The following is a 12,888-nucleotide window of genomic DNA, read 5'->3' as shown; positions in this document are numbered from 1 at the left end:
AACACCCCTCCCGTTATTTTTTTCTTTCCACTTAAACCAACCCGTCTTTCGGATTTAAAGCATGGATTGGAAAAATAAGAAATGGATGACCTATCCTCTCCTTATTATTCTTTTTGTAGCTGTTGCGCCTTTACTCCTCCTGCAGCTCGACGGGGAATCCTCGAAAAACAAGATCATCCCGGAAATTTCGGGAATTTCAGGCTGGTTTAATTCTCCTCCCTTAACATTAGCCCAACTAAGAGGAAAAGTCGTCATTGTCGATTTTTGGACTTACAGTTGCATTAATTGTCTAAGAACCATTCCCTATTTAAACCGGTGGTATGAAAAGTATAAGGATAAAGGGCTGGTCATTATCGGAGTCCATAGCCCTGAATTTTTATTTGAAAAAGAGTTATCGAGAGTGCAGTCGGCGGTAAACGAGCTTCAAATTAAATACCCTGTTGCTTTAGATAGTGACCATAAGACATGGGATGCCTTTGCAAATCACTATTGGCCGCATAAATTCTTTGTCGGTTCCGATGGGAGTATCCGGTTTGAGGTCATTGGCGAAGGACATTATGAAGACTCGGAGGAAAAAATACGCGAGCTTCTGGCTGAAACCGGTGTAACGCTTGATGGACCTTTAACCCCGGTTGAAGGGGAGAAGGTTAATTTTCAAAAAATCAAGTCTCCGGAAATATTTTTTGGCGCATTTCACGGCGGTTTTCTCGGAAATCCCCTGGGAATCTTGGCGGGTAAAAATACAGCGTATGCCCTCCCGCCGCATTTAGAAGAGCATGCCTATTATCTCGTCGGGCATTGGGCTGTCAGCGAGGAGTATGCGGTTCATCACGATTCAACCCCCGGAGAAATTTTAATAAAATATGAAGCAAAATCTGTCAATTGGGTCGCGGGAACTGATCGTAAGGGAATCTGGGTGGAAGTCCAGTTAGACCGCCATGATTTAACGCCAGACCAAATGGGAAAGGACATCGTCATTGATTCCGCCGGAAAAAGTAGAGTCTTTATTTCGGATAAAAAGCTTTATCGAATTGTCAATAACCAGGCGGGTTATGGGAAACACCTGTTAATTCTTAAAATAGCCGATCCTGACCTGGAAAGTTATACGTTCACTTTTGGTTAGTATTTAACATCGTTTTCTGTCATTCTGACTGAGGCATCGCCGAAGAATCTTGCCTGTAGATCCTTTTTTTTTCTCAGGATGACACATCAAATAGGAGAGAGATCATGACCGCGTTTCTTGGTAAGCCGGGTTTTCTGGCCCCTTATGGCACGTTTGGGGCTGACCTCAGTTATCTTTTGGCTATTGGTTTTACTTTTCTTTTTATGGTCGGGTGGTATCAGGCTAAAAAAACAAAAGGGCAGGCCCATCATACGCTGACTTTGGTCGCCATGGTCGCCATGTTAGCCTATTTTGTGATTTATTATTTGGCAAGAGAATTAGGAGCCGTTGCGTTTGAAGGAAAAGAGGGTTTTGGAGGGGGGACAACGATTTATAAATGGGTTTTCTTGCCTGTCTTAAATATTCACATCTCGGTCGTTACGATCGGGATTATTCTGGCGGTCTATATGATTCTACTGGGATTCCGGGTCTCTTCAAAAAAAGGGAGAAACAGAGTTCTCGTTGAGGGCTCCCCTAAATTAACCCTGAAAAAGTTTTCGATTTATACCGTGATCGTATCAGTTCTTCTCGCAGGCATTCTTTTTTTGGTCCGAATTTTATTTAGGCCGCCTACTCTCGGATTGTTCATTGCGTGGTTTTCTCTTTGTGTAGGGGGTGGATTTTTATTAATCCTGTTCGAGGGAGTCGCCCAATACCTCCTTCCTGATGGCGCAAAGCGTCATCGGGTCGTTGGAACATTTACGATGACGCTCTATCTGTTTGCTCTATTTACCAGCACGGCAACCTATCTCATGTTGTACGTCCTATGGCCTCATGTTCCTTGAGCAGAATCCAGAAATAGGTCTTGAAATTTGTTGAAAAGTAAGGCATATTTACCTTTTCTAATAGGAAATTTCAATGGAACAAACGAAAAGCCTGAAAAGCATATTGAGCAAACTTCAATACCCTGATGACGCTCAGGTGATGAAGCAGTTGATTGACCAATCCCTGACGGTCAAAACCCGAATGGGAAGAATCAAGAGAAAAATTGTAGTCTTAAGCGGGAAAGGCGGTGTTGGCAAAAGCATGACCACCGTTAACCTTGCCGTTGCCTTCGCGCGTATGGGTTTAAAAGTCGGTGTTTTAGATGTCGATCTCAACGGACCCTGCGTTCCCAAGATGCTGGGGATGAAAGGGGATACATTCATCCTGACGCCGGAGGGGGCCCTGCCGCCTGCGGGTCCCTACGGAATTAAGGTCGCATCCATGGACTTCTTTTTAAAAAAAGACAGTCCGGTTCAATGGAAGGGGTCTATGGACCTTTCTCCCGTTTGGCTTGGAATGGTGGAAATGAACGTGATTCGGGAATTCCTGGGTGATATCATCTGGGGAGAGCTGGATCTTCTTCTTGCCGATCTCCCTCCGGGCGCGGCGGCCGATAAACCTCCCGCAATGGCCAAATATATTCCTGAATTAGATGGCGCCGTGGTGGTCACGACCCCTTCAGAAGTGACCGGGGACGTTGTCAGGAAATCCATTGTATATACGAGAGATGTGGGGATTAAAGTCATCGGGCTTATTGAAAATATGAGCGGGTTCTTGTGCCCGGAATGTCAGACCGAAAGTGAATTGTTCGACGGGAGTTCCGACCAACTCTGTGAAGAATTAGACGTGCCTCTTCTCGGGAAAATTCCTTTTAGCCGGAAAATGAGCTACGCCTGCGATCATGGCATGCCATTATCCGATGAATCTGAATATACCGTGAAAAAGTTTAAGCAAATAGCCCAGGAGATTGTAGATCGGTTAAGGATTAAATTTAAAAAAGGGGAATAAAATGAAATTTGTATGCATGAAATGTGAATCTTTTATGTTGTTTCAAAAAGTTGAAAAACCGGGTGACGATTCATTGGGTGTCATGTTTGAATGTCCGAAATGCGGTAGTCGCGTTGCCATGGTGACCAATCCTGGAGAAACTCAAATGGTCAGCGCGCTGGGGGTTAAGCTGGGAGGGAGAACAACCGATCCGGAACCTTTTGAGCTGACGCGGGGAACCTTGAAAGATTCCGTGAGCGAGCCGGTGAAGGCCGTTTCCACTCCGGCGGCGTCAACGGCTTCAATAGCCGATGCTGTTCAAGCCGAGGCTGGAAAATGTCCGTTTTCGTCCATGTTAGCCGGAATGAAAGAGGGGGTTGTGTCTAAAGTCACCTGGTCCCCTGAAGCCCTGGAAAGAATGGAAAAAATTCCAGAATTTGTCCGGCCGATGGTGAAAAACGGAATAGAAACATTTGCTCAAAAAAGGGGGTATCAGGTGGTTACTCCGACGGTGATTGACGAATCCAAAAATGATCAGGCTGGTTTTGAATGGACTCCCGGCGCAACGGAGAAACTTGAAAATATCCCGGTCTTCGTCCGTCCTCTGGCCAAGAAAGAGATCGAACGGATGGCGATGGAAAAAGGGGTAAGCAAAATCTCCGAAGAACTGATCGACGAAGTGAAAAACCGGTTCAGTCAATTCATGCCGTCGTAAGGAAACCATGAATACCTTTATAGAAGATTTACAGAACGAGATTGAACAGCATGAGGCGGTCAATCACCCCTTTTTGAAGAAGTTTTCAACTCTCCCTCTGACGCTGGACCAGATCAGAGCCTTTGGACTTCAACATTATCAACTGGTCAAGATTTTTCTCAATTATATGACCAATCTCCAGCCGAGGATTCCCGATCCCTCCGTTTCAGCGCTATTTCGGCATGTCTATCATGATGAATTCGGTCAGCATACGATTTTCAGGAGCCATCCTGCTCTTTATCGGAATTTTCTCAAGAGCCTTGGCCTGGAAGATAACGACTGGGGGAGAGTTGCGCACCTTCCTGAAACCGAAAGTTTTGTCGAGATGCATAAAGAGATGACCCGGGATGACGATTTTAGAATCGCTCTCGGCGCAATTGGTCCGGGCCATGAATTTTCAATTCCTCCCATGTTTACTTGCCTGGTCAAAGGGATTGAAAAGAACACCTCTCTTAAAGAAGAGGAGTATGAATATTTCACATTTCATATTATTCAGGATCAGTACCACGCTGAAATCTTCAACGAGTTGATCTCCCATTTTAATACGGATGAAGATCGGAAGTTGATCAGGGAAGGGGCGATGAAATCGCTGGAAGCGCGCCGTATTTTCTGGAGCGGCCTGGAAAAAACAATATTCACGCCGGTCTTAACTTAAAAAAACCATGAACTGGACAGCAGAAGCGTTAAAAAAAATTGAATTAGCCCCTTTTTTTCTGAGGGGAATGGTCAAAAAACTGGCCGAAAAAAAAGCAGAGGCCGAGGGATTGACCGAAATCACACCGGAACATTTGTCCCGGTGGAAAAATGAGGGAATGGCGGGGGTCGAAATGCCCGCCCAACCGGGCGGTATTTTCTGGACCAAAAAGGCCAGAGAGAGGCTCGATACCGTGCCTGAATTTTTGCGGCCGATGACTCAGCGGATTGCCGAAGAAATTGCCAGAGAAGGGGGGCATCTCGAAGTTAATTCGGATCTCTTTTCTAAAATCGAGGGGTTGGGATTAAAGATCGACGCCGCTCCATCCTCGATGAAATGGACGGATGGGGCGATCAAACTCCTTCAGGAGAAAATTAAAGAAACCCCGCCCATGGCTGTTGAATTCGTGTCGCAAATGCTAAAAGAAGACGCGGAGGAACTGGCCAGGGGAAAAGGGGTTGAGGAAATAACCGAGGAGGTCCTTCTTTTGGTATGGAATGAGACCCATGAAGAAGTGAAGTGGTCTCCTGAGGCTTGGAAACGTCTTCAAACCTCGCCTGATTTTGTCAGAAGCGGGATTAAAAAGGCGGCGGAAAGACGCGCACGGCGAGCCAAAGCCGATCAGGTGACTTCTGAAATGTTAACCCGTTACAGAAATGAAGCGATGATGAAAGCCGTTATCCGCATTCGCCAGTATGGCTATAATACCTTAACGTTTGATGCCTTTGAAGATGCTCTGGTCAAGACTAAACGTTTAAAAGATAATCCAGAAGCTGCGGTCCGCCTCGGTGAAATCAAAGAATTTATGGATAAAAGGGGAGAGGTCGGTTTGTTGGACCGTGAGATGATGGAAAAAATGAAAAGGTATTTGCAAGGGGACGAAAAGAAACTCCTTTAACGCCTCCTTCCTTCTCCTGGCCAATAAAAATTTGGATTCCAAAAAAATGTTTCTGCGCATACACTATCTTTTTATTGCCCTTCTGATTTCCGGATGCACAACAAACAAAACAACTGATCTTTCTCCATTCCAGGAGTCCTTTAGGCCGGATAATAACTATCACGTCGGATTAAATCCGATCTTTATTGCGGCGGCGGACTTAAATAACGACGGCGCAACTGATTTAATTACCTCCAACAGTAATAGTCATAATATTTCTGTGTTGCTTGGGAACAAAGATGGAACGTTTAAAGACCATCTCATGGTTCCGGTGGGAAAAAAGCCGCGGGGCATAGCGGCGGGCGATTTTAACGGCGACAAAATCCCCGATCTTGCAATTGTAAACAATGAAACCGATGATTTGACGATTTTACTGGGAAAGGGAGATGGGTCCTTTGTTGAAGGGGAAAAAATTACGCTGGAGCAACGTTCCCCCTTGTTTGTAGAGAGCGCCGATTTCAATCAGGACGGCAAGACTGATTTGGTGGTGTTGTCCCGGTTTGATCATGTGGTGGTCTATCTGGGAAATGGCGCCGGAACTTTCAAATTTCATAAAACGTTTGAAGCGGATGATACCCCGACAGCGTTAGTGGTGGGAGATTTTAACAATGACCGTCACCTGGACCTTGCCATTACGAACAATGGCCCTGTGAAAAACGGTATTGAGATTTTGTTGGGAGATGGGCAGGGTAATTTTACCGTCGGCTACCGCCACACGGAAAGAAATTTCAGACCGATTTCCCTGACTCAGACAGACTTAAACGGCGACGGAAAGGCCGATTTAATTACCGTTGATCCCATTCACCATAACGTCTCGGTTTTCTTAGGAAATGGAGACGGGACTTTTAAGAATGGCGTGACGATGAGCGGCGACTCAGAACCCATTTCCATTGTTTCCGGTGATTTTAACGGAGACCATTTAACCGATATCGCCTTTATTAATAATGCCAGCAGTACGTTGATGGTCTTGTTTGGAAACGGGGACGGCGCTTTTAAGGAACCCCCGGCCCGGTATCAAACCAAACGGGGGCCTTTTGCCATGGTAAAAGGTGATTTTAACCATGATGGTTTTACTGATTTTGCGATAGCCAATAACGGCGACAGTTCGGTGAGCATCTTTTTCGGACAGGCCATTCAGCCTGTTAAATCCGTTCCCCCATCCTAATCCGGCGATTGGGATTTTGAACTGCCGGTCAAAACGATAAAGATGAGGACGATGATCCAGATCCGGATGGCGAATTCATTCTGATCCGGTGAGAAGATCAGCGTGAAAAAATTATCCTGATTGAAGACAAAAGCCTCAACCGCCGAAGCGCCAATCCAAAAAGCGAGACCAAATCCGATTCCCAAAAGGAAGGTTTTTAAAGACATTCCAGATTTATCCCGCGTTGAATGGAGAATTTCTTAATCAAGGAAATCGATTTAAGGCAAGTACTTTAAAAAAGCGGCCATCAATAAGATTAACAAACCCAGAACAAAGGTTGTTTGTTGAAACGGAATTGATTTTAAGCCTGTCTTTTGTTCCTTGCCCAGAATCATCTTAAGGATGAGAAGGTAGTGGGTCAGGAGAATGCCGAAGAACAGGATCTTAAATGAAAGGGCGACAAAATAAATGCTCGAAAACTCTCCCCTGGCCAAACGGCTAAAGTGGATATTAAATCCCCCGGTCAGGAGGAGAAGCGTGATAAATAGTCCGGAAATTTTTTGAAACCGATCGTGAAGGTCTTCAAGGAAGAGTTGAAATTGGCTGTTATTGATATAGTTTTTGGCGATGGGGGAGAGAAAAAGAGAAAAAAATATTCCTCCGCCGATATAACTAAACCCGGAGAATAAATGGATCCAGAAATTGATCACTTTAAGTGCGTTCATGAAACATTTTCCTTTTATTCCAGTCCTTTAAATTGACCGGCGTCAAATACCGGTTTTGAATTTCCAAACGTTTTCTGTCTTAACGCTTCCATATCTTCCAGGGTCACGATGTTTCCCCCTTTGTCTCTGACATAAACCTCCACCCTTCCTTTAATCATTTTCTGAAGGAAATAGGGAAGACGGTTCAGGCGAGCATGGGAACGGTCATCCCAAATCAGGTTCAGCTCTTTCTGAGGCGGCTGAGGCATGATTTTAACCCCTCCTTTTGGGGTATATTGACACCAGAGATCTTCATCCAGATAATCGCCGTGTGAGGCAAATGGACGGGCCCGGCAGCCGCCGCACAACTCGCTGTACTCACAATCACCGCATTTTCCTTTCAGCACAGGGGAGCGAAGATCCGAAAAAAGGGAAGAAGTCTTCCAGATGTCGTCAAACGAGTTGTTTCTTAAATTTCCGACCGAAATCGGCATAAAAGGACAGGGGGTGACGTTTCCTTCCGGCGTAATCCGGCAATAATGCGTCCCCGCGAGACACCCGCCGCCCTCATACCCCTGTGCTTTAGTAACGGGCGAAACCGGATTTTTTTCATACGCAATCCTTTTAAAATGGGGTGCACAGCGGGAGCGGACCAGCATTCCAGGGTATTTTTTTTGAACGTCGACCAGATATTCTAAAACCGTTTCGTATTGAGAAGGCGTGATATCGGACATTTCTTCACCCCGGCCGGTACAGACCAGAAAAAAGAGGTTATAGACTTTAGCCCCCTTTTCGTAAGCGTAATCCATGATGGTCGGAATTTCCTGGTAATTCATACTGCTTGCGGTGGTATGGACTTGAAACTGAAGTCCGTTGCGATTACAGGCTTCAATTCCCTGTAAAGCCCCTTCCAAAGCTCCCGGAAGCCGGCGAAACGTATCATGATTGTCGCGGTTCAGGGAGTCGACGCTGATTGAAACCCCCATCACGCCGTTCTGTTTGAGATCCCGGACTTTTTCATCGGTTAGAAGGGTGCCGTTCGTTCCGACGACGACCATCATCCCTTTTTCGGAGGCATAGCGGGCAAGTTGCGGGAGATCTTTTCTGAGAAGAGGTTCGCCCCCGGTTAAGACCAGGATCGAGGCGGGGTTGACCTGAACCATCTCATCAATAGTTTTAAAGCACTCCTCGGTTTTGAGTTCGTCAATGGCGCCGGCGTCTCTTTCACCGGCTGACAAATAGCAATGCTCACATTTTAAATTGCATCGTTTGGTTAAATTCCACGCGATTAAAAACGGTTTAAACTCTTTTTTTAGGGTGGCTTCTACCATCATTTCCTCATCGGTTTTTTTTGACAACCATTCGAGATCAGGGGGATGTGACCTGACAGCGACCTCTTCGAAGTTTGGTTACCTTTCCAAAATGTCCGTTAAAATAAGCGGTAAACTTCGGAGCGCGAACAGGCAGGTTACGTCCCCCTGATCATAGGCTAATACCGTAACCAATGTTTGTTTATTTGGCCAAAGACTCTTTTTTCTTCGCTTCCGCCAGCTTATTCATGATTGCCTGCAAAGCTTCCGGATTTTTCATCGATTCTTCCATGATCTTTTTGGCTTTTTCAATTCCGTCATTGGCGACTTCCAGGGTAATCAGCTGAACACCGATTGAAGCGGCATATTCCTCAACGGTAATTTGCGTGGAATCCCGCATATACCCTGCGGGAACCCTCTCCAACCGCTGACGGGCCTGTTCATCCCACGAAGAACCCGAAGTATTTTCTTTTGAATCAGCAGACTTAATTCCCATGATTTCATCCTTCCAGTTGTCTTTTTCCTCGGCATATTGGGTAATCACCTCGGAGGCAAAATCGGTGGTAATCGTCCGAATTCCTCTTTTACGCGCTGATTTTTCGATGATGGCCTTTGCTCTTCTTCTCAAATATCCTGAAGGAACCTGTCTTAAACGGGTTTTGCCTTCAGAAGTCCATTCAATCTGAACGTCATCGTAGGCCAATTCAACCTCGATGTTTCCTTCCGCTTTTGCGGCTTCCTGAATAATCGATTTATCGATCATTCCGAATTCCGTTCCTTCCGCGGCGCAAATCGGGCATTTTACCGGTTGGTCGCCCTTGGCGATATATCCGCAGCCGCCGCACATAAAATAAGGCAAATCACGTCGCTGGTCGTAGGTTAATGTTCCAGAGGCTCCGGTCCCGGCGGCAACGGTCGTTCCCAGGAGGCCCATCATTTGAGCGCTCCCACCCATCAGGTCCTGAATCACCTCATCACTTCCCTGCATTTTATCCCGGTCGATTTTTTTCTCTTCAAGCGCTTCACCAAGCCGCTTCATCGCCCTGATGGACGATTCGGGCAACAAATGCCCCATCGCGGAATCGACGACTTCATTCGAAATAATCGTATGCCCTTTTTCAACCGCATACCGGTAAATGGCTGTTTTGGCCACGCCCCGGGCGAAGACAGGAACTCTTTCCATTCTCCGTTTCGCTTCGTCTGTCCAGGCAATCGTATATTCCGCCATCGTGTCGATAGGGGGAACGAAGGTCCGGTTTGAAATCAACACGTTGGAAGAGATCATTCTGAGGAGGTTTTCAGAATTGCTGCCGATATCCATCGTGTCATCGGAGTGAACGCCGATTCTTCCCATGATGACCAGCCATGGTTTTTCTTTCCGGCAGTACTGCAGGATTCTTTCAAAGGCCTTGCCATCGAGCAGGGTCGTCTTTATTTTCATTCCGTCTTCTTCGGCGATCTGCTTTCCGATATCAAGATGCGCCTGATAGATTTTGGCCAGACCGCTGTCGATGACCTCTTCATGAAGCTTTTCCTGTTCTTTAAACCGGAAGACTTTTCCGGCTTCTTCTGAAAGAACGCCGGCAATACTGTTAAAGGCGGCGTAATGGAAATAGGGATCAAATGCGGCAAGCGCCTCAACCTCCATTCCAAGGGCTTTTCCCAGTTCAACCGCTGTTTTCAAACCTCCAAACGCTTGATGGCTTCCGTCGAGGCAAACAAATATTTTTTTAGCCCCTTCAATCGGGTTGAGGTCTTTTACAATAAAAATGTCAGAATACCGGACCCTTCGAACGACCCGTTCGGTCACGCCTCCAATCAAACTTTCACGAACAGCTCCTACGCCCAAAGCACCCATCACCACAAGGTCATATTTGTTTTCGTTAATATCCTGGGCAAGAACTTGAAAATTTCGTCCTTCAAGAGAGCGGGCTTCAAACGCGATGTTGGCGTTTTTGCATTTTCCGTGAATGATATCAAGGTAGGAATCGGTAATAATTTCCAGTCCCCGGGTGATCAGGGAGTCATGAATCCTTCGCTGTTTTTCCAGCTCTTTTTCATCGTGATATTCTTCAGGGAGGCCGGCTTCCATTTGTTTAAATCTTTTGTCATGCATCTTTGCGGCATACGCGTGCGACCCGATGACGGTCGACCCAAAATGTTTGGCGAAATCGACGGCGATTTCGGCTGCCTTATTGGAATAGTCTGAATTGTCTACCGCGACGTAAATTGATTTATACATGGTCTTTTCTCCTTATCACTTGCAGGAATTTCCTATCTAAAATTGAAGAACTAAACTTTAAAATTTCAAAACCGAATATTTTCAGGTAAAACAGCGAAATTATATAACACTGCTCGAATAAAAAACACCCCTATTTTAAGGGGTTATCTGATCCCGCCGGTTTTTGAGCGGCTTCCTTTTGGGCTTCCAGCGGAAGGGTCCGGAGGTAATGAATGACCGCCCAGGAGTCCTCTTCGTCAATGACCGCCGGAGAATACGAAAACATCCGTGTTCCAGGGCTCCCATTTCGAATGACCCAGAAAAGTTCCCCGTCGGTGCGTATTTCCTGAAACCGGGGATTCGTGAAATTCCTGGGACGGGGATTCAGCTCGACTCCAGAGGGTCCGTCTCCCTTTCCCGTATTTCCGTGACAGACGAAACAGGTACCCTTCCCATGATAAATATCGCGTCCTTTTGCGATGATTTCCGGGGTATTGGGCAGAGGGTTTTTTACCCCTTTACTCTCCTCCGGAGCGCGGGGGATTTCAATATCTCTTTCTTTTCCTTTTGTTTCCGCTTCCTGGGGACCTAACTGAATAAAAACATAAAGAACCCCATACATGACGAGAAATATGATGACGAGTTGAAAAACCGTTTTTTTCACCGATCGTATTCAGGGGCCCGTGTGGTTTCACTTCGTGAAATCCTCCGATGCCCCCGAACCCCAGCTCTTGTCCAGGCAAAGCCTGTTACAAGAGCTCTCACGCAGAAAAATTTCATCAGGTTTTTCACATCAAATCTTCTTTGATCATCGACTTCCAAATAAAAGGTCCTGGCGTCTCATAGTTTTTGGTCGACATGAAATTCATCTTGTGGTAAAGGTTGATTTTAAATTTTCCGCCGCCGTATTTTTTTTGTAAAAAGTCTTGAATCTGGACGATATCGACGAGTTCTGCCGCCGGATAACTGTCGAGATGATGAAACTGGACAATCATACCAACCTTTTCTTGCCCTAAAATTTTAACCAGACAATCCGGAAGGATCGACACGAAAGTCTTTTTCATTTCTTCTGCGGAGGTTTCCCCTTTGACCGCGGCATGGGAAAAACTTTTGATATGTTCTCTATACAGGTTCCAAACCAAACCTTTAAAAAGGTTTTCCGGGGTCGTCTTTTCATAGGGGCTCGCGTCGTTCCCTTCACCGGCGGAGCCGGATGAAGCTTCCCCCTTTCGCTCGTTTCCGCTCGCCGGGTAACTATTCACGTTTTAACCCGTCAATTCGGTCAATCGCCATGTTCTTTTGACACGTCGGACATTTTACAAAGACGAGATTATCATACAGACCGATACTGTAATGGTGCGTTAAAAGATCGAATTCGGTATGGCATTGAACGCAGGTCGTAAAACTTTTTTGATATAACTTAATGAGTTGCGAATGGAGAGCGGAGATCGCCTCTTTTGACTTTTGAAGCTCTTCCTGTAAGCCAAAAAGGAGCGTTTCGAGTTGGTTAACCCTGTCTTGAAGTTGAAGATCATCCGACTTTTTTTCTTGTTTTTGAGATAAAGGAGACGCAGGCAATTTCAATCCTTTACTTTAAGAGTTTTTTAAAAAAAAGAAAGTATACTCTTTTTAAAAAACGGGAGCAATCCCTTTTTCCTCTCCCAGGAGATAGGATTTGAAACTCTTTGTTTTTCCTGTCATCGCGAGCACCCATAGGGTGCGTGGCGATCTCGGTTCAAGATGGCGAGATTGCTTCGCTTCGCTCGCAATGACAACTTCCTATTTCTGTTCTCGGGTTCCTCGGTTGCCTTGACAGAATGGATATTAAAGGTCAAAAAAGGGGTCAATTCCTTCGACCTGCTTCCGAAATCCACCATCCAACTTTAGTTTCTCCGATACCCAATGGCAGGCCCATCCCAACATAGCAGATTAAAGTAATATACAACAAAAGATTTGACCTCTTTTTTGCGCGTAATTTTTTGATTCCCAGAAAAAAGGCCGTTCTGGCAACCGATAAAAATACAAAAGCGTTAGATCATGAAAAACGTGTGATTGACGTCAAGTTGAACAAAATTAAAAAGGAGGCCGGGGATCTGAGTGAAAAAATTCAGTCGTTGACGCTTCATTTGACGGTTCAGGTGGGAGAAGGGGACAAGCTTTTTGGTTCCGTTACTTCGCAGGATATCGTCGAAGCCCTGGCAAAAGAATCG

General features: G+C 45.8%; 15 protein-coding genes. 8 read left to right on the top strand and 7 right to left on the bottom strand.

The features are described from left to right. Positions 1–61: 61 nt before the first annotated feature. From HYR79_09605 to HYR79_09575, 7 genes are all read left to right on the top strand, one after another. A complete protein-coding gene (locus tag HYR79_09605; GenBank protein ID MBI1821950.1) occupies positions 62–1,123 on the top strand; it encodes a redoxin domain-containing protein in 1,062 nt (353 codons plus the stop codon). 104 nt (positions 1,124–1,227) lie between these two features. Further along, a complete protein-coding gene (locus HYR79_09600; GenBank protein ID MBI1821949.1) occupies positions 1,228–1,947 on the top strand; it encodes a DUF420 domain-containing protein in 720 nt (239 codons plus the stop codon). 73 nt (positions 1,948–2,020) lie between these two features. Then, complete coding sequence (locus tag HYR79_09595; protein MBI1821948.1) at positions 2,021–2,935, top strand: P-loop NTPase; 915 nt, start codon at positions 2,021–2,023, stop codon at positions 2,933–2,935. A gap of 427 nt (positions 2,936–3,362) precedes the next feature. Then, positions 3,363–3,629 (top strand): PCP reductase family protein, encoded by a 267-nt coding sequence (locus tag HYR79_09590; protein MBI1821947.1) that lies wholly within the window; start codon positions 3,363–3,365, stop codon positions 3,627–3,629. 7 nt (positions 3,630–3,636) lie between these two features. Beyond that, on the top strand, positions 3,637–4,323 hold the full coding sequence (locus HYR79_09585) for an iron-containing redox enzyme family protein (GenBank protein MBI1821946.1): 687 nt from the start codon (positions 3,637–3,639) through the stop codon (positions 4,321–4,323). Between the two features lie 7 nt (positions 4,324–4,330). Then, positions 4,331–5,260 carry a PCP reductase family protein gene (locus HYR79_09580; GenBank protein ID MBI1821945.1) on the top strand — a complete coding sequence of 310 codons (930 nt, stop codon included), beginning with the start codon at positions 4,331–4,333 and terminating at the stop codon, positions 5,258–5,260. A gap of 46 nt (positions 5,261–5,306) precedes the next feature. After that, positions 5,307–6,464, top strand: coding sequence for a VCBS repeat-containing protein (locus tag HYR79_09575; GenBank protein ID MBI1821944.1), 1,158 nt, complete (start codon positions 5,307–5,309; stop codon positions 6,462–6,464). Here the strand turns inward: HYR79_09575 and HYR79_09570 are convergent. The 7 genes from HYR79_09570 to HYR79_09540 form a co-directional block, all read right to left on the bottom strand. Next, positions 6,461–6,670, bottom strand: coding sequence for a hypothetical protein (locus HYR79_09570; GenBank protein ID MBI1821943.1), 210 nt, complete (start codon positions 6,668–6,670; stop codon positions 6,461–6,463). The two genes, HYR79_09575 and HYR79_09570, sit on opposite strands and share 4 nt — an antisense overlap. Before the next feature lie 51 nt (positions 6,671–6,721). Further along, a complete protein-coding gene (locus HYR79_09565; protein ID MBI1821942.1) occupies positions 6,722–7,168 on the bottom strand; it encodes a hypothetical protein in 447 nt (148 codons plus the stop codon). 14 nt (positions 7,169–7,182) lie between these two features. Continuing rightward, entirely contained in the window at positions 7,183–8,505 is a 1,323-nt protein-coding gene (locus tag HYR79_09560) for a radical SAM protein (protein MBI1821941.1), read from the bottom strand. Between the two features lie 154 nt (positions 8,506–8,659). Continuing rightward, positions 8,660–10,699 (bottom strand): universal stress protein, encoded by a 2,040-nt coding sequence (locus HYR79_09555; protein MBI1821940.1) that lies wholly within the window; start codon positions 10,697–10,699, stop codon positions 8,660–8,662. A gap of 130 nt (positions 10,700–10,829) precedes the next feature. Beyond that, positions 10,830–11,342, bottom strand: coding sequence for a cytochrome c (locus HYR79_09550; GenBank protein MBI1821939.1), 513 nt, complete (start codon positions 11,340–11,342; stop codon positions 10,830–10,832). A gap of 124 nt (positions 11,343–11,466) precedes the next feature. After that, positions 11,467–11,940, bottom strand: a complete 474-nt coding sequence (locus HYR79_09545; GenBank protein MBI1821938.1) for a hypothetical protein — start codon at positions 11,938–11,940, stop codon at positions 11,467–11,469. Further along, positions 11,933–12,256 carry a hypothetical protein gene (locus HYR79_09540; GenBank protein ID MBI1821937.1) on the bottom strand — a complete coding sequence of 108 codons (324 nt, stop codon included), beginning with the start codon at positions 12,254–12,256 and terminating at the stop codon, positions 11,933–11,935. Before HYR79_09540 ends, HYR79_09545 begins: the two co-directional genes overlap by 8 nt. A 401-nt stretch (positions 12,257–12,657) precedes the next feature. On the opposite strand from HYR79_09540, the gene HYR79_09535 reads away from it, so the two are divergent. Then, positions 12,658–12,888: 50S ribosomal protein L9 (locus HYR79_09535; GenBank protein MBI1821936.1), on the top strand; the 231-nt coding region annotated here is incomplete at its 3' end.

The sequence above is a fragment of the Nitrospirota bacterium genome (genome assembly GCA_016178585.1).
Lineage (GTDB): Bacteria > Nitrospirota > Nitrospiria > JACQBW01 > JACQBW01 > JACOTA01.
This window is presented reverse-complemented; position numbering and strand designations above follow the sequence as displayed.